Here is a 21317-nt window from a genome sequence, read left to right on the forward strand (position 1 = left end):
CGTCGCTACAATAGTGGGATGGATAGAGCGACGGCACGTGAAACCCTCGGGTTCCAGACGGAGGTCAAACAACTCCTCCACCTGATGGTCCATTCTCTCTACGGCAACAAGGAGATTTTCCTGCGCGAGCTCGCGTCGAACGCGTCGGACGCCGCCGACAAGCTGCGGTTCGAGGCGATCAGCGAACCCGCCCTGTTCGAAAACGATCCCGACGTCGGCATCCGCGTCACGTTCGATGTCGCGGCGCGGACCATCACCGTGTCGGACAACGGCATCGGGATGTCGCGGCAGGAGGTCATCGACCAGATCGGCACCATTGCCAAGTCCGGCACGCGCGAGTTCGTCCAGCAGCTCACGGCCGACCGCGCCAAGGACGCCAACCTGATCGGGCAGTTCGGGGTCGGCTTCTATTCGGCCTTCATCGTGGCCGACCGCGTGACGCTGCTGACGCGCCGCGCCGGCACCGCCGCCGGCCACGGCGTGAAGTGGGAAAGCACGGGCGAGGGTGATTACTCGATCGAGCCGATCGAGAAGGCCACCCGGGGCACCGACGTCATCCTGCACCTGCGGCCGGACGAGGACGAGCTGCTGTCAGGCCCGCGACTGCGCCAGGTCCTGCGCAAGTATTCGGACCACATCACCGTGCCCATTCTCATGAAGAAGGAGGCGTGGGACGGCGACGCCAAGAGGCAGGTGCTGACCGACGAGGACGAGCAGGTCAACCAGGCCTCTGCACTGTGGGCCAGGCCCAAGTCGGAGATCACCGGCGAGCAGTACGACGAGTTCTACAAGCACATCGCCCACGACTTCGAGCCGCCGCTGGCGCGAGTGCATGCCAGGGTCGAGGGCCGCCAGGAATATACGCAGCTGTTCTTCATCCCGGCCCGGGCGCCCTTCGACTTGTGGGAGCGCGATCGGCGCCACGGCGTCAAGCTCTACGTTCGCCGCGTCTTCATCATGGACGATGCGGAGGACCTGATGCCGGCGTACTTGCGGTTCGTCCGCGGCATCATCGATGCGACGGACCTGCCGCTGAACGTCTCACGCGAGATCCTGCAGCAGTCGCGCGACGTCCAGAACATCAAGTCGGCATCCACCAAGCGCGTCCTCGGCATGCTCGACGACCTCGCGGCGAAGGAGCCGGACAAGTACACCACCTTCTGGGCCACCTTCGGCCGCGTCCTCAAGGAAGGCACTGCCGAAGATCCGGCCAACCGTGACCGCATTGCCCCGTTGCTGCGCTTTGCCTCGACCCACGACGGCAGCGAGGCGCAAACGGTGTCGCTGCCCGACTATGTCGGCCGGATGAAAGAGGGCCAGGCAGCGATCTACTACATCACCGCGGACGGCTTCGCCGCCGCGAAGAACAGCCCGCACCTCGAGATCTTCCGCAAGCGCGGCGTCGAGGTGCTGCTGATGTACGACCGAATTGACGAGTGGACCGTGTCGTCGCTCACGCAGTTCGCGGGCAAGCCGCTCCATTCGGTCGCGAAGGGCGATCTCGACCTGGGCACGCTTGGCGGCGAGGCGGCGACGGAGGAGGCCGCCAAGCCGGCGGCGGACGAGCAGCCGCTGCTCGATCGCATGCAGACGGCGCTGAAGGATCGCGCCCGTGCCGTGCGCACCACCGCACGGCTGACCGAATCGCCGGCCTGTCTCGTCAGCGACGAAGACGGCATGAGCATGAATCTCGAGCGAATGCTGAAGGCGGCGGGCCAGCCCGTGCCAGGCACCCATCCAGTGCTCGAGATCAACCCGGGCCACCCCATCATCAAGCGCCTCACGGCCGAGGCCGACGAGGCCCGCTTCGCCGACTGGAGCCACATCCTGTTCGATCAGGCCATGCTGGCCGAAGGCGGACAGCTGGAGGACCCGGCCGGGTTCGTCAGGCGGCTGAACGGGCTGATGCTGACGCTGGCCGGCGAGGGCTGATCGGGCGAGCCGCCATTGACCGAGACGATCGTGAGGGGAATGGTCGGCAGAGTGATTCGCACTGTGGACGGCGCGCAGCGCCGGACACTCGGCCCGAATCCTTGCTCGACGCCAATCGAGCGAGACGCGAGTTGAGAGTTGAAGATTGGCGGAGAGAAAGGGATTCGAACCCTTGGTACAATTTCTTGTACACACGCTTTCCAAGCGTGCTCCTTCAACCACTCGGACATCTCTCCGTTCGACTTGCGCCGATACCTGCCGCTCGCTCACGCCAGGCCGTTCAAGTGGGGGATTAACAGCTTACCGTGAGGAAACAAGTCGGCTCAATGACGAAAGGCGGGCGTTCCGGCCGATTGTTGACCGCTGTGCCCAAATCGGGCATGATTAAACCCATATTGGGTATGTCTGTCGGACCACCTCGAACACGGCGAAAAAGCCTGGCGGATGCGCTGTTTACCAAGACTCAGCAGCGCGTCATGCGTGTGCTGTTCAGTCAGCCTGAGCGGAGCTTCTATGCCTCCGAACTGATTCGCGATGCTGGTACGGGCTCGGGCGCCGCGCAACGCGAATTGGCGCGGCTTGAGGCGAGCGGGCTAATCGTCGCCCGACGAATTGGGAATCAGAAGCATTATCAGGCCAACCCAGCCTCACCGCTGTATTCGGAATTGCGGAACATCGTGTTGAAGACGGTGGGCCTGGCCGAACCGCTGCGCGATGCGCTCAAACCGTTGGCGGCGGCCATTCGCGCCGCTTTCGTCTATGGTTCTGTGGCCAAGGCCACCGATCAATCGGCCAGCGACATCGATCTGATGATCGTCAGCGACGGTCTCACATACGGCGACGTCTTCGGGGCTCTCGAGAAGGTCACGCGCGCGGTGGGCCGGAAGGTCAACCCGACGGTGTATACCGCCTCCGAATTCTCAAAGCGCGCACGAGCGGGGGACGCATTCATGACGCGAGTGCTCGAGCAGCCGAAAATCTGGGTGATTGGATCCGAGGATGACCTCACCCTCGCCGCTTGAGCGCCTCGCGGGTCCCGGGAATGTCCTCGCCAGGGAGGCGCCGGATGCGAAGGAGTTTGCCGGCCTGGTGCGTTCGGGACTGGCGCGGTTGAAGGACGCCGAGAACGATGCGAACGCGCTCGACAGCCGGTTCGATCTCGCCTACAGCGCCGCTCACGCGCTGTGCCTGGCGGCACTCAGGCATCACGGATTCCGGCCATCGAAACGGTACATCGTGTTTCAAGTGCTGCCCGACACCCTTGGGCTGGGGCCGGAGGTCTGGCGAATTTTATCGAAGTGCCACGACCTGCGGAATCGGACCGAGTACGAAGGCGTCCTGGACGTAGACGATCGGCTGGTCTCCGACTTGGTCGACGCCTGTCGAAAGGTGGCTGCGAAGGTTCAGGGGCTGCCGACCTTTGGGTAACGCTGCTTGACGCAGCCGACCAAACCAAGGCGACTGTTGTTGAGTTTCTTTAGTGGAAAGTAAGGTCGACGCGTGGCGCGAACGGGGCGTCCGCACCGCCGATACAGGAGGCCAGCTGGATGGCGGCCAGCGTCGCGGCCGGCAGCTCCTCGAGCCGCGTCATCATGAGGTCGACGACCGCTTCGCGTGCTCGCGTCAACCTCGCTCACGCCGCCTGGCCAACAGCGAGGCCACGACGCCGGCGGCCAGGATGAACAGGACGACGGCGAGGAGGTAGAGATTGAAGTACTGGCCCACCAGTTCCTTGAGCCAGACGTGGGTCATCATCTTTGCTCCCACGAGCATCAGCACCAGCGCGAGCGACACCTTCAGGTACCGGAACTCGTCGATCATCCCCGCCAAAGCGAAGTAGAGGCTGCGCAGCCCAAGAATCGCGAAGACGTTGCTCGTAAAGACCAGGAACGGGTCGCCCGTGATGGCGAAGATGGCCGGGATCGAGTCAACCGCGAAGATGACGTCGGTGAACTCGACCATGACGAGGGCCAGGAACAGCGGGGTGGCCAGCAGGGCCCCCGCCGGCGCCGCGTCCACGACCCGGTCCACCTCCACGGCCGCGCCGGGCGTGGCCGCCTCGTGGGACGAGGCCGAACCCGCGCGGACGAAAAAGTGCTGGCCGTGGAAGCGCTCGGTCACCGGGAAGAGGCGCCGCGTCAGCCTGACCAACAGGTTGCGACTCGGGTCGACCTCGTCCGTCTTCAGCAGCAGCATCTTGATCCCAGTCAGGATCAGGAACGCCCCGAACACGTAGATGATCCAACCGAAGCGCTGGATGAGCTGAGCCCCCACGGCGATCATGGCGCCACGCATGAGGAGGGCGCCCACGATCCCCCAGAACAGCACGCGGTGCTGGTACATTGCGGGGACGGCGAAGAAGCCGAAGAGCATCGCGATCACGAAGATGTTATCCACGGCGAGCGACTTCTCGACCAGGTACCCGGTGAGGTACTTGATCGCCGCGGTGGCGCCATCGTTGTACACGAGCCCGACGCCCTCCACGGTCTGCGGGGCGACCGTCATGAGGTCGGGGGTCAGGCCCAGGCCAAGCCAGTGGCGCTCGTAGCCGACATAAATGAACACCGTGAAGGCGAGACCGAGGCCAATCCAGAACGTGGACCACCCCAGCGCCTCCCGAACGGACACCACGTGCGCGGTCCGGTGAAAGACCCCAAGGTCGAGGGCCAACAGGAGCAACACGAGGGCGAGGAACCCGACATACATCCAGAGCATCAGACGACTTCCCAGGGAGCGCGCTGCGCCGCCCGCCGACGATCCATGCGTATCCCTCTCAAAAGACCTGCTGAAGAGTGCCGCTTCAGGAGTGTTCCGGCCGTGCACCGACCGTCACGACCGGGCACGCGGCGCGCCGCACGACGTGGTTCGTAGTGGATCCAAACAGCGCTAGATCGACGGGACCACGCCCACGCACGCCCATCACAATCAAGTCGATCGCGCGTTCTTCCGCCATTCGAAGAATCTCGAGGTAGGGCCTGCCGAGCGTGACGGCGTTGGTGATCCGTGTCCCGCCAGCACGTGCGGCGTTGCTCTCCTCCAGGAAGCGAAGCTCCGTGTCGCACCGCCGCTGCTGCAACTCAGTCATCGTCCTCGACAGTTCCGGCCGAGTGTCGATCGTCTCGACTACGTGCAATGCCGTGACGGCCGCATCGGCGCGAGCGGCCAGGGACAGCGCGAAGTCCATCGCGTGTGCTGAACAGGTTGAGAAGTCCGTTGGACACAGAATCTGCCGCACCGAGACATCGCGAGCGGTGCGGGCCATGCCGGGCGGGATGGTCAAGACCGGGCAAGGCGTTTTCCGGAGCACTTTCTCTGCCACCGACCCTAGCGTGAGTCGATCGAACCCGCTGCGGCCATGCGTGCCGAGCACGACGAGGTCGACTTCGTGTTCCGCGGCATGGCGGACGATTTGCGCCGTCGCGTTGCCCTCCGCCACCTGTGTTCGCAGCGTGACGCCCGCCGAAGAGAGCGGCGCCAGCAGCAGATGCAGTTCGTCCGCGATCGACTTCCGTGCGTCGGGCACTGGCAGCAGCGTCGGCGAACCCGCCGGCGGCCCTGCGGTCGCGGCGACGTGCAGCACGGTCAGTTCGCTCCCGAACAGCTTGGCGAATGCCGTGGCGTAGGCGAGCACGGAGGCCGAGAACTCTGACAAATCGACCGGGCAGAGAATCCTGCGAATCTCCATCCCGCCTGCCGTGGTCATCTGTTGGTTCGCCATAGTTGCCGCCATCGCACGGTTCCCTCGCCGGTCAGCTCAACATAGCGCGGCCGGTTTCAATCGGGAAAATAGGTATTACGGCGCTTATACTGCCACTTTTCCGATGCATCACGTGGGCGCTCGGGATAGCACACCACCTGTCACGCCGGAAGGGCGAGCGTCCGCAGACTCGTCGGGAGGTGGTGTGCCAAACGGCACAGTTATACCCATGGAGCGTCGGCAATAGTCGATCTAGCGCCTTAGGCCCAGGAACCATCAGGCGAGGTCCATGAGCTGGCCACAGCACGGCGGTCTGTGGCCGAGCTTTGGCACAGCTGAAAACTGTTAGACTCGCTTGCCTTGGCGGTCATGAGAGGTTTGGGTGGGTCCACGGTGAAGCAGGATTTGACTTTCGCGGAGTTGGACGTCCCCCTCGAACGGGACGTGTTTCTCAGGACGCTGTTGCGGCACCTGGCCGGGACGTTGCAGGAGGTCGTGGGCCTCGATGAAGCCTCCGGTTTCGTGAGCGTCGTCGGCCAACGCATCGGCGGGGAGCTCAACGCGGCGTACACGTCCGCCCTCTCCGTGGAACAACTCACCCGCGAGCAGGTCGCCGAGGTGCTGGTCGACTTGAAGCGCCGGATCCAGGGCGATTTCTTCGTCATCGAAGAAGACGACGAGAAGATCGTGCTCGGGAACCGCGCGTGCCCGTTCGCCGAAAAGGTGATTGGGCGCCCCGCCCTCTGCATGATGACGTCGAACGTGTTCGGCAGTATCGCCGCGCAGAACCTCGGATACGCGAAGGTCGTTATCGAACAGGCTATTGCCCGTGGCGACAGCGGCTGCCGCGTGGTCGTCTACCTCACCCCGAATGAAGCATCGCAGCAGGCCGACGGCCGGGAATATTTCAAGTCCTGACGCGCGCCGTCCGGGTGGTCGATGTTTCAGACGTTAACGGATCTCCTCCCTGAGATGATGGTGCTGGTCACGCCCGCGGGCGTGATCCGCGCCGGCAACCTGGCGTTCCTGAAAGTCGTCGGCCACACTCCCGAGACCATCGACGGCAAGACCCTGATCGAGGTGGGCTGGACGCGTGCCGACGGCTGGCCCGAGTACCTGCGGCGCTCGGCGGGCACGCGAACCTTCGTCCTCGCGGCTGCCGCCCATCACACCGGCGACGGCACCCCCACGTCGTACCGATGTGACGGCGCCCTGTATGAGCCTGGTTCCGGCGATCGGGAACCGACGGTGCTGCTGCGGCTGATTCCGCATGAGTCGTCGTCCGCGCGCTTCGTGGTGCTGACGCAGAAGATCGAGGAGCTGAGCAGCGAGATCACCAGGCGCCGGCGAGCCGAAGTCGAGTTGCGACTCGCGCAGGGCAAGGAAACCGAGGCGCGGCGCGCCGCCGAGGCCGCCAGTCTTGCGAAAGACGTGTTCCTGGCGACGCTGTCGCACGAACTGCGGACCCCGCTCAATGCGATGCTGGGGTGGGCGCGGATGTTGCGAAGCGGGGTTCTGAACGAGGCGCAGCGGTCACACGCGCTGGTCGTGATCGAACGCAATGCCGACATGCAGGCCCGGCTGATCGACGACCTGCTGGACGTCTCGCGGATCATGGCCGGCCAGTTAAGCCTGCAGTATGAGCCCGTCAACCTGCGACGGGTCATCGACGCGGCCCTGGATGCGGTCCGGCCGGCCCTGGACAGCAAGGCCCTTCAGGTCTCGACCACGATCGACGTCGACCAGGCGCTGTCCGGAGACCCCGCGAGACTGCAGCAGGTGGTGTGGAACCTCCTGACCAACGCGGCGAAGTTCACCCCCGCGAATGGGCGAATCACCCTGAGTGCCATTCAAACAGGAGACCTCGTCCGGATCGTGGTGACCGATTCAGGCCAGGGCTTCCCGGCGAGCTTCAAAGCCCGGATCTTCGAACCGTTCACGCAGGCGGACGCCTCGCTCTCCAGGCCCCATGGCGGCCTGGGCGTCGGCTTGACGATCGTGCGCCGCCTCGTCGAGGCGCACCACGGGCACGTCGAGGCCGACAGTGCCGGTGTCGGACTCGGCGCGACGTTCACGGTGGCTTTGCCAATCGGCATCCCGGCCCCGGCGGCCACGCCGCGGCGATGGCCCGCGAGCGGCGTCGATATCACCGGTGTCCGCATCCTCGTCGTCGAAGACGACCCCGATTCAGCGGAGCTGACGAAGATGCTCCTGGAAGCGGCGGGCGCCGAAGTCGCCGTGGTCGACAGCGCCCAACAGGCACTGGATCTGCTCGAGCACGGGTCCACGGATGTGCTCGTCTCCGACATCGGCTTGCCGTATCAGGACGGCCTGTGGCTGATCGAGCAGGTGCGGGGGCGCGAGGGTGCGGGGCGTCGTCTTCCCGCGCTCGCCGTCACGGCCTTTGCGACGCCCCAGGACCGGCAAGAGGCGCTGGCCGCCGGCTACGACGAGCATGTTCCGAAGCCACTGGATTTCCAGCTTCTCCTCCAGCGCATCGGGCAGGTCCGACCCAGACCGGCGCGCTCGTGACGGTTACGCCTTGCGGGTGGCGCGAATGATCGCGTCCATGTGGTCCAGGTATTTCTCGAGCGCGCGGCGGCCGGCCGCGGTCAGCTTGTAGCCGGTGCGCGGCGTGCGTCCTTCAAAGCTCTTGCTGCACGACAGGTAGCCGGCATCCTCGAGCTTGCGCGCGTGCACGCTCAGGTTGCCGTCGGTGGCGCCAAGCGCCGCCTTGAGGTCCGAGAACGACAGGTCGTCGCTCGCCGCCAAGGCGCTGACAATGCCCAGCCGCATGCGGTCGTGCAGCAGGCGGTCGAGTTCGGTGGCAATGCCGCCGGCGTGCTTGGCCGGCCGCTCGGCGGCCGGCCGCGCGGTGACCGGCGTGTCGATTCTGATTTTCCGTGCCGCGTTGCTCTTAGCCACCGTGGTTCCTCGCTATGTAAACGCCGAAGCCGATTTGCAGCCCGCCAAAACCCGCGGCGAGCCAGAGGTTGCCCCACTCGGGCGGGGTCACGATGGCGAGCATCCCCAACGTCATGAAACACGCGCCGATCCATCGCACCGCCGGCACGCTGAAGATGCCGCCGGTCAGCAACCCCGCGCCGTAGAGCAGCAGCCAGGCCGGCGCCATTACCGTGAACTGGCCGACCGCCCACAGCGCGTAGGTAATGGCGGCGCCGGCCACGAACGGTGCGGCGAGGCCGGCGGCAAACCGGCGTGCGATGGCGCCGGTCAAGGGCGCGCCGGCGCGCTGTGCCTTCCGCGCCATGGCGGCCATGCCCACCAGCGACGCCAGGACTGCGGCGGCCAGCCACGTGAACAGCCAGCGCTCGCTGGTCGGCTGCCACGACCCCATGAGAGCGGCGGCCAGGGCAATGGCACCCATCACGCACCCGCCCAGGCCCGGCACCGCGGTAAAGGTGGTGCTGCGCTCCATGGCCTGGCGAATGAACGTCAGGTTGTCGGCGGCGTGCCCGCTGAGGGACGCCGGCGGCGCGTCGGGGCGTCCGGTTGGCACTGCAGCTATCTTAGCGTGGCGGCGGGTGGCTCTAAAGAACTTTGTAATTGAGAGTCTAGGTCTCCTGATCTCCTGATCTCCTGTTGTATAATTCAGACAACCCGCCGCGGTTCTCCGCCGGCGGGTTTTGTTTTTCAGGGATCAGGGATCAGGGATCGGGGATCAGGGTAATTGCGATGAGCGAGATCGAAGTGGGCGTCCTCGGCGCGACCGGTGTGGTCGGCCAGCAGTTCGTGTCGCGGTTGGCGCGGCACCCGTGGTTCAAGCTCACGTGGCTTGCCGCCAGCGAGCGGTCCGAGGGCAAGGCGTACCGATCGGTGGCCCCGTGGCGGCTGGCCACGCCCATGCCGGACGAATCTGCCGGCCGCGTGGTCGAGGCATGCGTCCCTGGCCGCGGACCGAAAGTGGTGTTCTCGGGTCTCGACGCGTCGGTGGCGGGCGAGATTGAAGGCGCGTTCGCGGCCGCCGGCCACATCGTGGTCAGCAACGCGCGCAACTTCCGCATGGACCCGCTCGTCCCGCTGCTCATCCCCGAAGTCAACGCTGACCATCTTTCGCTCCTCCCCGAACAACGCGCCGCCAAGGGCTGGCCGGGCGCCATCGTCACCAACCCGAACTGCTCGACCGTGGTCCTCGCCATGGCACTGGCGCCGCTCTGCCAGTTCGGCATTCGCAAGGTGATTGTCTCGACCATGCAGGCCGTCTCCGGTGCCGGCTATCCCGGGGTGCCCTCGCTCGACATTCTCGGCAACATCGTCCCGTTCATCGGCGGCGAAGAAGAGAAGATGGAGACCGAGACGCAGAAGATCCTGGGCGCCAATGGCGGCCGCACCCCGCACGCCGCGGCGATCAGCGCGCACACCAACCGCGTGCCGGTACTCGACGGCCACACCATGACCGTGTCGGTGGACTTCGAGCGCCAGCCATCGATGGCCGATCTCGCCCATGCGATTCGCACATTTTCCGGACGGCCGCAGGAGTTGAAGCTGCCAACGGCGCCGCAGCCGCCGCTCATCCTGATGGACGAACCCAACCGCCCGCAGCCGCGGCTCGATGCCGACCTGGGCGGCGGCATGGCCGTGGCCATCGGCCGCCTGCGCGTGTGCCCGGTGATGCAGGCGAAGTTCGTCGCGCTGGGCCACAATACAGTGCGCGGCGCAGCCGGCGCGGCGATCCTCAACGCCGAGCTCATGCGCGCCGAAGGCATCTTCTGAAATCTGGCTTCTGGCTACTGGCTACTGGCTTCTGGCTACTGGCTACTGGCTACTGGCTACTGGCTACTGGATACTGGCTACTGACATGAAGGTAATGAAGTTCGGCGGGACGTCGGTGGCCGATCGGGCCGCGATCGAACGCCTGATCGCGCTGGTGCGGGCCGAGCGGCAGGCCGAGGCGCAGACCGAGGGCGGTGATGCGCGCGGGCCGGTGGTGGTGGTGTCGGCCCTGTCGGGCGTCACCGATCGCCTGCTCGGCGTCGCGGCGCTGGCGCGCGAAGGGGATGTCGAAGGCGCGCGCACGAGCCTGCAGGACCTGCGGAAGCGTCACCTCACGGTGTCGGAGGTCATTACCGACGAGACGTTGCGCGCGCCGGTGGTGGCGGCCCTCAACCGTGAATTCGATGAACTGGAGCGCGTCGTTTCGGCGCTGGCCGTGTTGCAGGAAGTCTCGCCGCGTTGGCTCGATACCCTCGCCGCCACCGGCGAGGTGCTGAGCAGCCAGATCGTGGCCGCCGCCTTGACTGCCCACAAACTGCAGGGCGCCTGGGTGGATGCGCGACTGGCCGTCGTCACCGACGGGGAGCACACCGCGGCGGCGCCGTTGTTCCAGGAGACCACCGCGGCGCTGATGACGTACGCCGACCCGCCCCTGGCGGCCGGCCGCATTCCGGTGCTCGGCGGCTTCGTCGGCGCTACTGCCGGCGGCGTGACCACCACGCTCGGCCGCGGCGGCTCGGACTTCTCGGCCGCGATCGTCGGCGCGTGCCTCGGCGCCGACGAAATCCAGATCTGGACCGACGTGGACGGCATGCTGACGGCGGACCCGCGCCTCGTGAAGTCGCCGCAGGTGGTGCCACACCTCTCGTTTGCCGAAGCCTCGGAGCTCGCCTATTTTGGCGCCAAGGTGCTGCACCCGGCGACCATCCAACCCGCGGTCGCCCGCAATATCCCGGTGCGCATTCTCAACTCGCAGCGCGCGCAGGCCCGCGGCACGCTGATCACCGCGGCACGGCCCAAGAGCGATCGGCCGCTGACGGCGGTGGCCTCGAAGAAGGGCGTGACCGTCGTGGACATCACCTCGACGCGCATGCTGATGGCGCACGGCTTCCTGCGCCGCCTGTTCGAGGTGTTCGAGCGCCACAAGACACCGGTGGATGTGGTGACGACCTCCGAGGTCAGCGTGTCGGTGACCATCGACGATGCGCGGCGGCTGCCGGCGATCATCGAAGGCCTGTCGGGGTTTGCCGAGGTCGAGCGCCAGGACGACATGGCCATCATCTGCGTGGTGGGCGACGGCCTGCACGACGACCCGACGCTGGCGTCGCAGGTGCTGGGCTCGGTCGGCGACGTGCCGCTGCGCATGGTGTCGCAGGCGGCGTCGCGGCGGAACATCACGTTCGTGATCAGCGAAGCGGAACTGCCAGTGGCGCTGTGCCGTCTGCACGACCGTTTCTTCGGTGAGGCTCACATGGTCCGGCTAAAGCCGGACGCCACATCTGAGCCGGACGGTCTGGCTAAAGCCGGACGCCACATCATGAAGCCGGACGGCACAACGAGGCCGGACGCCACATCCAAGCCGGACGCCACATCATGAGGATCCTGCTGCTGGGGCACGGGCGGATGGGGCAGTTGGTGGAGTCGTTGGCGCCTTCTTACGGTGCCACCATTGCCGGCATCATCGACGAGCGATCCGGCGAGCGCGCCATTGCCAACGGCGACTTCGGCCACGTGGACGTGGCCATCGACTTCACGCTGGCCGATGCGGTGGTGAAGAACCTGCCGCAACTGGCGGTTCGCAAGATCAGCGTGGTGATTGGCACCACCGGCTGGCACGCGCACGAGGCCGCCATGCGCGAGGTCGCCGCCGCGGCCGGCATTGGGGTGCTGGCGGCATCGAACTTCTCGATCGGCATGAACGTGTTTCAGCTGGCGGTCGAAGAGGCCAGCCGCCACTTCGCGAAGCAGGCCGAGTTTGGCGCGTGGATTCACGAGTCACACCACGTGATGAAGAAGGACGCGCCGTCGGGCACCGCGCTCACGCTGAAGGCGGGCATGGCCGGCGCCGGTTACGACCGCCCGATCGATGTCTCGTCCACCCGCGTGGGATCCGTTCCCGGCACTCATACCATTGGTTTCGACGGCCCATCGGAAACCATCGAGCTCACGCACACGGTTCGTGACCGGGCGGTGTTTGCCCGCGGCGCCCTCACGGCGGCCGCCTGGCTGGTGGGCAAGCCGGGTTGGTTTTCAATTCGCGACATGTTGAGCGAGTCTTCACAGGAGACCAAGAGATCAGGAGAATAGTTTTTCTCATGATCTCCCGATCTCCTGTTTGTCATTCGAGACGAGGAGCAGTATGAGGACGCAGTTTACGGGGGTTGGGACCGCACTCGTCACGCCCTTCACGAAGAGCGGCGCGGTTGATGAGCCGGCGGTCAAGCGGCTGGCGCGCCGGCAGATCGACGCGGGCGTTCACTTCCTGGTGCCCTGCGGCACGACCGGCGAGACGCCGACCTTGTCGGGCGCCGAGCGCCGTCGCGTGGTCGAACTGGTGCTCGAAGCCGCCAACGGGCAGGTGCCCGTGATGGCCGGCGCCGGCGACAACGACACCAGGGCCGCCGTCGCACTGTCGAAAGAAATGCACGCCATTGGCGTGCAGGGCCTGCTGCAGGTGACGCCCTGGTACAACAAGCCGACGCCCGAGGGGCTGTTCGCGCACTTCTCGGCCGTCGCCGAGGCGACACCGTTGCCGGTGATGCTCTATAACGTCCCGGGCCGTACCGGCTGCAACATCGACGCGGCCACGCTCACGCGGCTGGCGACCATCCCCAGCGTGATCGGCGTCAAGGAGGCTTCCGGCAACATCACGCAGATGATCGAGATCTGCCGCGCTGTTCCCGAGACGTTCCTCGTGCTGTCGGGCGACGATGCGATGACGCTGCCGTTGATGGCGATTGGCGGGCGGGGATTGATCTCGGTGGCGTCGAATGCGCTGCCCGCAGAAATGGCGCAGCTCGTCGAGGCCGCCGAGCGTGGCGACTACGCCACCGCGCGCCAGCTGCATCAGCGGCTGGTGCCGATCATGCTGGGCAACTTCATCGAGTCGAACCCCGGTCCGGTGAAGTACGCCATGGCGGTCATGGGTCTGTTGGAAGAGAGTTACCGGCTGCCGATGGTGTCGCCGCGCCAGGCGTCGAAAGACAAGATGAACGGCTGGCTCAAGGAGTTGGGCTCGCTGTGACGCTTCAAGAAAATATTGAATCGCTGGTGGCGGCGGGCACCGGCGCCAACAAAGCGGCCGCTCGCGCCGCGTTCGACGAACTGAAGGCCGGGCTCGAGGCCGGCACCATTCGCTCGGCGCAGCCCGACCTCTCGATGCCCAGCGGGTGGCGCGTCAACACGTGGGTGAAGCAGGGCATTCTGCTCGGCTTCCGCTTCGGCGACATCGTGGACATGTCGGCCGGCCTGCCGTTCTTCGACAAGGACACCCAGACGTTGCAGAGTCCAGGGGTGGCGGCCGGGATCCGGATCGTGCCGGGTGGCTCGGCCATTCGCGGCGGGGCGTTCGTGGCCCGCGGCGTGATCTGCATGCCGCCCATGTATATCAACATCGGCGCGTACGTCGGCGAAAGCTCACTGGTCGATTCACATGCGCTGGTGGGTTCATGCGCCCAAATTGGCGCGCGGGTTCACATCAGCGCCGCCGCACAGATTGGCGGCGTGCTCGAACCGGTCGGCGCGCTGCCGGTGATTGTCGAAGACGATGTGCTGGTGGGTGGCAACACCGGCATTTACGAAGGCGCGGTCATCAAGCAGCGGGCCGTGATTGCCGCGGGCACCGTGCTGACCGGTTCGACGCCGGTCTACGACCTGGTCAACAGCGTGATCATCAAGCCGGCCGCCGGGCAGCCACTGGTCATTCCCGAGGGCGCGGTGGTCGTGCCAGGGGCGCGCGCGGTGACCCACGGCGCGGGCAAGGACTGGGGCCTGTCGCTCGCCACGCCCGTGATCGTCAAGTACCGCGACGACAAGACCGACGCCAGAACGGAACTCGAACAGTGGATCCGGTGAATCAGGGATCAGGGATCGGGGATCAGGGATCAGGGATCGGGGATCAGGGATCAGGGATCAGGGATCAGGGATCAGGGATCGGGGATCAGGGTCCGGTGGATGTTGTGGGCCTTGCCCGGCAATTGATCGACATCGAATCGACCACTGGGAACGAAGGTGAAGTCGCAGCATGGCTGGCGTCGTTTCTGCGCGGCCGCGGCTATTCAGTCCTGGAACAGCCGCTGGCCCCGATCCCTGATCCCCGATCCCCGGTCCCTGCGAAGCCTCGCACCAACGTGATCGCCGCGGTCGGCGAACCCGAAGTGGTGTTCTCCACGCACTTCGATTGCGTGCCGCCCTTCTTCCCCAGCCGCATTGAAGGCGGACTGCTGTACGGGCGCGGGGCGTGCGATGCCAAGGGCATTCTCGCCGCGCAGGTGGCGGCCGCCGAGCGGCTGCGCGCGGCCGGCGAAACCCGCATTGGCCTGGTGTTCGTGGCCGGCGAAGAGCGGGGCAGCGACGGCGCCAAGGCCGCCAACAAGATCGCGTCGAAGTCGCGGTATCTGATCAACGGCGAGCCCACCGACCTGCGCCTGGGCGCGGCCACCCGCGGCGTGTTCCGCGTGCGCCTCACCGCCGCCGGCAAGGCGGCCCACTCCGGCTATCCCGAGCTTGGCGAGTCGGCGATCGAGAAACTGATGGATTGCCTCATGGCGTTGCGGACGGCTGACTGGCCTGCGGATCCGCTCATGGGCCAGACGCACTACACGGTAGGGCTGATCAACGGCGGCGTCGCGCCGAACGTGATTCCCCCGAACGCTGAGGCTGAAGTGTTTTTTCGCACCGTCGGCGAGCACGATGCGTTGAGGGCGACGCTGGCGGCCACGCTGCAGGGGCGCGTGAGCGTTGAGGAGATCCTGGAACTGCCGGCCGTTCGCATGCACACCATTTCCGGGTTCGAAACGGCGGTGTTTTCCTACTTCAGCGATGCGCCCTACCTGTCGAACTGGGGCACGCCGCTGCTGTTTGGTCCCGGATCCATTCACGTCGCCCACACCGATCACGAGCACGTGGCGATCGCGGAGCTGGATCGCGCGGTGGCGATCTACGCGCAGCTGGCGACGACGCTGCTGGCGAGCGCATCGACCAGCCGCACTTCGTAGTGGCGGCCGGCGTGCTCGCGCAGCACCGCCATGGCCACTTCGGCGCTCCGGGCCTTGCGATACGGGCGATTGTTGGTGATGGCATCGAAGGCGTCAGCCACCGCGACAATGCGGCCGGCGATCGGAATGTCCGTCCCGCTCAGCCCGCTCGGGTAGCCGCTGCCGTCCCATTTTTCGTGATGTGAGATCGCAATCGTTTCGGCCAGCTGCAACAGCGGGCTGTGACTCTTGCCCAAGATGCGGGCGCCAATGGTGGAGTGCGTGTGCATGACCCGCAGTTCGCCGTCGGTGAGCGGTCCCGCCTTGCGCAGCAGCGCGTCGGGAATCCCGATCTTGCCGATGTCGTGCAGCGCCGCGGCGCGCCGCAACAGCCCGGCTTCTTCGGGCGTCGTGCCGATGCGCAGCGCAATCTGCGCCGACAAGTCGCCGACCCGGAGATTGTGCGAGTTGGTCTGATCGTCGCGGTACTCGGCGGCCAGGGCGAGGCGCTCGATCATCTCGACCCGCGTGAACTCGAGCTCGCGATGGGTGCCCCGGACCGAATCGAGCAGCGCCCGGTTCTGCTGGCGCAGGTCCTGGAACAGCAGCCGGCTTTCAAGCAGGTTTCGGACCCGCAGCAGCACCTCGACCAGGTCGAACGGCTTGGTGACGAAGTCTTTGGCGCCGTGGGTCAGCGCCTGCTGGCGGGCATCCCGCGAGCCGTCGCCCGTGATCACCAGCACGGGCAGGCGCTCCTGGTTGATGAGGGGAGCCAGCTGCTCGAGCACCCAGAACCCGTCGCGATCGGGCATGTGCAGGTCGGTAATCACCAGGTCGGGCGGCGAACTGGTCAACAGGCCTGGCAGGGCGCTCGGGTCGGTGATGCCCGTGACCGACTGGAATCCGGATCGTCCGAGCATTCGCTGCAGCAGCTCAACATTCGTCAGCTCATCGTCGATGACGACGATGTGCGCGGCAAGGCTGAGCAGGGTGATTCTCTCGGGTTCGCCGAATAGTTCGGTTTCGCCGTGATCGGCCGGGGGAAAGTGAATCATGGCTATCCCTGATATAGCAAGATGCGGGCCGTCGTCGCGGGGGATGTCAGATGCCATGAGCGCAACGACTTACCAGACGCCTCGCCGGTGGGCATGGTCGTGCCGTGAGGGCTGCACACTCTGCACGTGTAGGTGTTACACTGAGGGTTCGGCCCGGAACCTCGGCAATCTCAGGGCGGCGAATCGCGTCAGGGCCGGAAGGCAGCAGCGCTAAGTCGTTTCCGTGATGTGTTGAGGACCTCCGGGCCGAGTTTCCCTTCCAAATGGCCTATCAAGTCCTAGCCCGCAAGTGGCGACCGCAAACGTTCGAGGATGTGCTCGGGCAGCAGGCGGTCACGCGCACCCTCAAGAACGCCCTCAAGAGCAAGCGGATCGCCCAGGCGTTCGTGTTGTCGGGGCCGCGCGGCTGCGGCAAGACGACGACCGCGCGCATCCTGGCGCGGGCGCTCAGCTGCGTGAAGGGGCCGACGCCGGAACCGTGCGGCACGTGTGACGCGTGCATCGAGATTGCCGAGGGCCGCGACATCGACGTGCTCGAAATCGACGCCGCCACCCACACCGGTGTCGACAACGTCCGCGAAGTGATCGTCGAGGGCCTGGCCATTGCCCCGGTCCGCAACCGCTACAAGGTATTCATCATCGACGAGGTCCACATGTTGTCGGGCTCGTCGTTCAACGCGTTGCTGAAGTCGATCGAAGAGCCGCCGCCGCACGTCATCTTCATGATGGCGACGACCGAGCAGCACAAGATTCCCGACACCGTGCTGTCGCGATCGCAGGTTTACGAGTTCCGCACCATCTCGGCCAAGGTCGTGTCCGACCGCCTGCGGATGATCGCGGGCGAAGAGCAGATCCAGATCCCCGAAGCCGGCCTGTTGCTGCTGGCCCGCGCGGGCGAAGGCAGCATGCGCGATTCGCTGAGCGCCTTCGACCAGGTGCGGGCCTTTGCCGGCGACGAGATCACGGTGGAAGACGTGGTCACCGTGCTCGGCCTGGTGGGCCGCGACCTGGTGTTTGACATGCTCGAGGCGGTGGTCAGCGAGGATGCGCCGGCGGCGTTTGCCCTGGTCGAGCGCGCCATCGAGCGCGGCTACGACTTGCGCCTGCTGTGCCGCGAGCTGGCGCGCGCGACCCGCGACCTGCTGATCCTGTCGGTGGATCCGAAGCGCGCCTCCGATCCGGACGTGGCGGCGGATGCCGAGAAAGAACGCCTGTTGGCCATGGCCGGCCAGTGGTCGCGCGAAGACCTGCTGCGCGCGTTCGACCTGCTGACCCGCACCGAGCAGGAAGTGCGCGTGTCGGATCAGCCCCGCTACAACCTCGAGATGGGGTTGCTGAGGTTGATGCATCTTCGCAAGCTCGTCCCGCTCGGGGAGTTACTCGGGCTCGCCGACAAGACACCTGCTCGGCCAATGGTGCCTAAAGTGCCTACGGTGCCTAATGTGCCTAAGGTGCCTAATGTGCCTAAGGTGTCCGCGGCCGGAGGCCGCTACGGCGAGACCTCGCCGAAGCTCGCCCCGCCTCCGAAGGCGAGCGAAGGCGGGCAAATGCCTGCCTCGGTTGCCGAACCGCCGGCCGCTGCGAGCGCACTCAAAGTCCAGAGCACCCCAGGCACCCCAGGCACCTTAGGCACCGATCCCGCCCTGAAAGATCGCTTTCTGGCGGAGGTCAAGACGCAAAAGAGTACGTTCTACAACCTTGTCGTAGCCTCCGCGTACGCGATTGACGTCACCGCCGACCGCATCGTCTTTTCATTCCAACCGAACAAGAAGAACGCCAAGCTCCAGTGCGAGGATCAGAAGGCGTGGCTGGCGACGATTGCCGAGAAGGTAGCGGGACGTCCGACGCCCGTGACGGTGGTTACCGCCGCGGCGGATGCGGCCCCGGCGCTGGCGCCTGGCACCCTGGGTTCGCCGGTGGCCGCGCCGAAGGGCCTGTCCCCCGAAGCCTTGGCGAAGGGGGGCAACCAAGACGATTTGAAGGCCGAAGCGATGGCCAACTCCACGGTCCAGGCCGTGCTCGAGATTTTCCCCGTCGACAAGACGACGATCGAGGAACGATGAACATCCAGAACATGATGAAGCAGGCGCAGGAAATGCAGGAGCGCCTGCAGCAGGAAATGTCACAGTTGAGCGTGCAGGCCACTGCCGGCGGCGGCATGGTCACCGTCACGGTGAACGGCCACAAGCACCTTCAGAAGATCGTGATCGACCCCGAGGTCGTCTCGAAAGACGATGTCGGCATGCTGCAGGACCTGATTGTCGCCGCGGTGAACGACGCCCACCGCAAGGTCGATGACGCCATGAAGAACAAGATGGGCGGCATGCTCGGCGGCATGGGCCTGCCCGGACTGTAATGTCACTGCCTGCGTCGCTTCAGGAACTGGTCGATCAGTTCAAGCGGCTGCCCGGCGTCGGCGCCAAGAGCGCGCAGCGGCTGGCGTTTCACGTGCTGCGCACGCCGCGCGAAGATGCCGAGCGGTTGTGCCAGGCGATCCGCGACGTCAAGGACCGGGTCACCTATTGCACGACCTGCAACAACATCACCGACACCGATCCGTGCCTGATGTGCGGCGACGAGACCCGCGACCACCGCGTGATTTGCGTGGTGGAAGAGCCGCAGAACGTGAACGTGGTCGATCGCACCGGCGGGTTCAAGGGCGTGTTCCACGTGCTGATGGGCGCGATCTCGCCGTTGCAGGGCATCGGGCCCGACGACCTCAAGATCAAGGGGTTGTTGGCCCGCATTGGCGTGGACGGCGTCGATGAAGTGATCCTGGCCACCAATCCGACGGTCGAGGGCGAGGCCACGGCGATTTACCTGGCCCGCCTGCTGAAGCCGCTCGGGATTCGGGTCACGCGGATCGCCACCGGCATCCCGGTCGGCAGCGATCTCGACTATGCCGATGACCTGACGGTCGGGAAAGCCATGGACGGCCGCCGGGAAGTGTAGAATTCGCCTACCCCATGCTCCCCGCCGCATATCAGCTGCCAGCGGCCGCCGTCCTGATGGCCGGCGGCTTCGTCGCGTGTTTCTTTGGCTACCGCCTGTTCAAGGTGGTGCTGGGCATCTTCGGCTTCATCATCGGCGCGCTGGCGGCCAGTTCGGTGTTCGGCGCCACTGACACCACCCCCATGGTGATCGCCGCCCTCGTTGGCGGCATTGCCGGCGCGGCCTTGCTGCTGGCGGCCTATTTCGTCGGCGTCGCGCTCGTCGGCGCCGGCATCGGCGCCCTCATCGTCAACTTGATCTGGACGCAGATCGAAGGCGACCCACACCCGGCCGTGGTGATCCTGTTCTCGGTCGCCGGTGCCGTGGGGGCGACGTGGCTGCAGCGCTACGTGATCATCCTGGGCACCGCGTTCGGCGGCGCGTGGACGTTGCTGGTGGGCGGCCTGGCCGTGATGGGCGACAGCGGGCCACTCAAAGCCGCCGCCCAGGGCGACGTGTGGGTGGCGTATCCGCTGAACCCGGCGCCCGGCATGACCTGGCTGCCGTGGGCGTGGGTCGGACTTGGATTAGTCGGCACGGTGGTGCAGATGTTCTGGACCGGCGGCGACAAGGGCCGGGTCGTGAAGGCCAATAAGAAGAAAGGCCTGCCCAAGGACTAACCACGAAGGACACGAAGGAAACCGCGAAGCACGCGAATGCTTATTAGGTCAGGCTCCTTCGTGTCCTTCGTGATTTGACTTCGTGTCCTTCGTGGTTGCGTTGGCTGCGGCAAGCCCGCTCAGAAACGCATCCTCAATTCGCGTCCCCAGGCACCAATCCCCACACACCGTGATTCCCGCGTGATGGAACGCGCCCACCGCCAGCGGCGGATCCGCGAGGGCGTAGCGCCAGCGGTGCGCGGTGGCGTAGAACGCGCGTGGCAAGCCCTGCGGGATGAGGTCGTGAAACGCCTCCATCAGGAACGAACCGACCACTTCGGGATCGTCATCGAGATGCGCGGCGCTCCACGACGCCGTGGCGTGCAGCACCCACGCCTCGACCTTCCACTCGCGCTTCGGCTTCGACTGGTTGCGCGCCACCCACCCAAGGGGACTGCCGTGCACGAACGCCGCGTCGAACCGCGCCGGCACTCGCTCTTCGAAGGCCGCCAGCACCGCCCAGCACGGACGCATGGCGACCGGCGCCAGGGCCGCGGCCAGTTCAGGAATGTCCGCCACCAGCGGTTTCGCTTGGTCGGCCGCGACGGCGAGAATCACGCGGTCGAACTTACCGAGGTCAGGTTCCAGGATCAATGTGGTGTCCGGCTTTAGCCGGACCTGCTCCACGCGTTGCTCGTAGCGCACCTCGACCCCTGCGGCCAGTGACGCCGCGAGCGCGCTCATGCCGGGAATGCCGACGTACCGCGCGGTCGTGGCCGGCACGTCTTCCCACCCTTCGCTATCGAAGCTGACGATGCGTCCGTCCCACTTCGCGGCGATGCGCTCGCGCAGCCAGCCGTCGACGACGACTTGGAATCGCGGGTCGCGGACGGTGAAGTACTGCGCGCCGTGATCGAAGGCGAGCGTGGCGCCACGAGCGCTCTTCGGCATCTCGATGCCGTCCACCCGCCGCGTGGCCGCGCGCCCACCAGCCCCTCGCGCGCGCTCGAACACCACGACCTGGTGGCCGCGTTTGCGAAGTTCAGCAGCGGCCGACAGCCCCGCAATGCCTGCACCAACGATCGCGCACTTTAACGCCATGACGCCGTCGCGA

Annotated in this window: 22 protein-coding genes, 1 tRNA gene and 1 other RNA gene; 16 read left to right on the plus strand and 8 right to left on the minus strand. The window is 66.1% G+C overall.

The annotated features are described in order from the left end of the window. Nucleotides 1-18 precede the first annotated feature (18 nt). Nucleotides 19-1932 (plus strand): molecular chaperone HtpG, encoded by a 1914-nt coding sequence (htpG, locus tag Q8T13_21085; GenBank protein ID MDP3720267.1) that lies wholly within the window; start codon nucleotides 19-21, stop codon nucleotides 1930-1932. Between the two features lie 146 nt (nucleotides 1933-2078). Here htpG and Q8T13_21090 read toward each other — a convergent pair. Beyond that, nucleotides 2079-2168 (minus strand) — tRNA-Ser (locus Q8T13_21090). 165 nt (nucleotides 2169-2333) lie between these two features. Between Q8T13_21090 and Q8T13_21095 the strand changes: the two genes are divergently transcribed. Together Q8T13_21095 and Q8T13_21100 are read left to right on the plus strand one after the other, a co-directional pair. Further along, on the plus strand, nucleotides 2334-2954 hold the full coding sequence (locus tag Q8T13_21095; protein ID MDP3720268.1) for a transcriptional regulator: 621 nt from the start codon (nucleotides 2334-2336) through the stop codon (nucleotides 2952-2954). Further along, nucleotides 2932-3360 (plus strand): hypothetical protein, encoded by a 429-nt coding sequence (locus tag Q8T13_21100; GenBank protein ID MDP3720269.1) that lies wholly within the window; start codon nucleotides 2932-2934, stop codon nucleotides 3358-3360. Before Q8T13_21095 ends, Q8T13_21100 begins: the two co-directional genes overlap by 23 nt. Before the next feature lie 49 nt (nucleotides 3361-3409). On the opposite strand, the gene Q8T13_21105 is transcribed toward Q8T13_21100, so the two are convergent. From Q8T13_21105 to Q8T13_21115, 3 genes are all read right to left on the minus strand, one after another. Continuing rightward, the gene (locus Q8T13_21105; protein MDP3720270.1) at nucleotides 3410-3559 is read right to left on the minus strand and encodes a hypothetical protein; all 150 of its coding nucleotides are present in this window, start codon (nucleotides 3557-3559) and stop codon (nucleotides 3410-3412) included. After that, nucleotides 3556-4647 carry a TerC family protein gene (locus Q8T13_21110; protein MDP3720271.1) on the minus strand — a complete coding sequence of 364 codons (1092 nt, stop codon included), beginning with the start codon at nucleotides 4645-4647 and terminating at the stop codon, nucleotides 3556-3558. Before Q8T13_21110 ends, Q8T13_21105 begins: the two co-directional genes overlap by 4 nt. An 85-nt stretch (nucleotides 4648-4732) precedes the next feature. Then, nucleotides 4733-5635, minus strand: a complete 903-nt coding sequence (locus Q8T13_21115) for a universal stress protein (protein ID MDP3720272.1) — start codon at nucleotides 5633-5635, stop codon at nucleotides 4733-4735. A 363-nt stretch (nucleotides 5636-5998) separates the two neighbouring features. Between Q8T13_21115 and Q8T13_21120 the strand changes: the two genes are divergently transcribed. Beyond that, on the plus strand, nucleotides 5999-6547 hold the full coding sequence (locus Q8T13_21120) for a methanogen output domain 1-containing protein (protein MDP3720273.1): 549 nt from the start codon (nucleotides 5999-6001) through the stop codon (nucleotides 6545-6547). 21 nt (nucleotides 6548-6568) lie between these two features. After that, nucleotides 6569-8161, plus strand: a complete 1593-nt coding sequence (locus tag Q8T13_21125) for an ATP-binding protein (protein ID MDP3720274.1) — start codon at nucleotides 6569-6571, stop codon at nucleotides 8159-8161. A gap of 3 nt (nucleotides 8162-8164) precedes the next feature. On the opposite strand, the gene Q8T13_21130 is transcribed toward Q8T13_21125, so the two are convergent. Together Q8T13_21130 and Q8T13_21135 are read right to left on the minus strand one after the other, a co-directional pair. Next, the gene (locus Q8T13_21130) at nucleotides 8165-8461 is read right to left on the minus strand and encodes a transcriptional regulator (protein MDP3720275.1); all 297 of its coding nucleotides are present in this window, start codon (nucleotides 8459-8461) and stop codon (nucleotides 8165-8167) included. Nucleotides 8462-8546: 85 nt separating this feature from the next. Then, nucleotides 8547-9149, minus strand: a complete 603-nt coding sequence (locus tag Q8T13_21135) for a hypothetical protein (protein MDP3720276.1) — start codon at nucleotides 9147-9149, stop codon at nucleotides 8547-8549. 176 nt (nucleotides 9150-9325) lie between these two features. Between Q8T13_21135 and asd the strand changes: the two genes are divergently transcribed. From asd to Q8T13_21165, 6 genes are all read left to right on the plus strand, one after another. Then, nucleotides 9326-10363, plus strand: coding sequence for an aspartate-semialdehyde dehydrogenase (asd, locus tag Q8T13_21140; GenBank protein ID MDP3720277.1), 1038 nt, complete (start codon nucleotides 9326-9328; stop codon nucleotides 10361-10363). Between the two features lie 85 nt (nucleotides 10364-10448). Continuing rightward, entirely contained in the window at nucleotides 10449-11960 is a 1512-nt protein-coding gene (locus Q8T13_21145; protein MDP3720278.1) for an aspartate kinase, read from the plus strand. Further along, complete coding sequence (locus Q8T13_21150; protein MDP3720279.1) at nucleotides 11957-12670, plus strand: dihydrodipicolinate reductase C-terminal domain-containing protein; 714 nt, start codon at nucleotides 11957-11959, stop codon at nucleotides 12668-12670. Before Q8T13_21145 ends, Q8T13_21150 begins: the two co-directional genes overlap by 4 nt. A gap of 52 nt (nucleotides 12671-12722) precedes the next feature. Then, nucleotides 12723-13607, plus strand: a complete 885-nt coding sequence (gene dapA, locus Q8T13_21155; GenBank protein ID MDP3720280.1) for a 4-hydroxy-tetrahydrodipicolinate synthase — start codon at nucleotides 12723-12725, stop codon at nucleotides 13605-13607. Beyond that, nucleotides 13604-14437: a 2,3,4,5-tetrahydropyridine-2,6-dicarboxylate N-succinyltransferase gene (locus Q8T13_21160; GenBank protein MDP3720281.1), complete on the plus strand. Its 834-nt coding sequence runs from the start codon at nucleotides 13604-13606 to the stop codon at nucleotides 14435-14437. The genes dapA and Q8T13_21160 overlap by 4 nt, the downstream gene beginning before the upstream one ends. A 95-nt stretch (nucleotides 14438-14532) precedes the next feature. Next, complete coding sequence (locus Q8T13_21165) at nucleotides 14533-15579, plus strand: M20/M25/M40 family metallo-hydrolase (GenBank protein MDP3720282.1); 1047 nt, start codon at nucleotides 14533-14535, stop codon at nucleotides 15577-15579. Here Q8T13_21165 and Q8T13_21170 read toward each other — a convergent pair. Next, on the minus strand, nucleotides 15522-16613 hold the full coding sequence (locus Q8T13_21170; protein ID MDP3720283.1) for a response regulator: 1092 nt from the start codon (nucleotides 16611-16613) through the stop codon (nucleotides 15522-15524). The two genes, Q8T13_21165 and Q8T13_21170, sit on opposite strands and share 58 nt — an antisense overlap. 151 nt (nucleotides 16614-16764) lie before the next feature. Between Q8T13_21170 and ffs the strand changes: the two genes are divergently transcribed. The 5 genes from ffs to Q8T13_21195 all read left to right on the plus strand — a co-directional run bounded on the left by ffs (nucleotide 16765) and on the right by Q8T13_21195 (nucleotide 20224). Further along, nucleotides 16765-16863, plus strand: an RNA gene (gene ffs, locus Q8T13_21175) — signal recognition particle sRNA small type. Nucleotides 16864-16876: 13 nt separating this feature from the next. Beyond that, a complete protein-coding gene (gene dnaX / locus Q8T13_21180) occupies nucleotides 16877-18676 on the plus strand; it encodes a DNA polymerase III subunit gamma/tau (protein MDP3720284.1) in 1800 nt (599 codons plus the stop codon). Then, nucleotides 18673-18969, plus strand: coding sequence for a YbaB/EbfC family nucleoid-associated protein (locus tag Q8T13_21185; GenBank protein ID MDP3720285.1), 297 nt, complete (start codon nucleotides 18673-18675; stop codon nucleotides 18967-18969). Before dnaX ends, Q8T13_21185 begins: the two co-directional genes overlap by 4 nt. Next, nucleotides 18969-19565 (plus strand): recombination mediator RecR, encoded by a 597-nt coding sequence (recR, locus tag Q8T13_21190; protein MDP3720286.1) that lies wholly within the window; start codon nucleotides 18969-18971, stop codon nucleotides 19563-19565. The genes Q8T13_21185 and recR overlap by 1 nt, the downstream gene beginning before the upstream one ends. Before the next feature lie 14 nt (nucleotides 19566-19579). Then, nucleotides 19580-20224, plus strand: a complete 645-nt coding sequence (locus tag Q8T13_21195; GenBank protein MDP3720287.1) for a DUF4203 domain-containing protein — start codon at nucleotides 19580-19582, stop codon at nucleotides 20222-20224. A 48-nt stretch (nucleotides 20225-20272) separates the two neighbouring features. Here the strand turns inward: Q8T13_21195 and Q8T13_21200 are convergent, their stop codons facing one another. Further along, nucleotides 20273-21304 carry an FAD-dependent oxidoreductase gene (locus Q8T13_21200; protein ID MDP3720288.1) on the minus strand — a complete coding sequence of 344 codons (1032 nt, stop codon included), beginning with the start codon at nucleotides 21302-21304 and terminating at the stop codon, nucleotides 20273-20275. Between the last annotated feature and the right edge of the window lie 13 nt (nucleotides 21305-21317).

This window comes from Acidobacteriota bacterium (genome assembly GCA_030697165.1).
Taxonomy (GTDB): Bacteria; Acidobacteriota; Vicinamibacteria; order Vicinamibacterales; family UBA2999; genus 12-FULL-67-14b.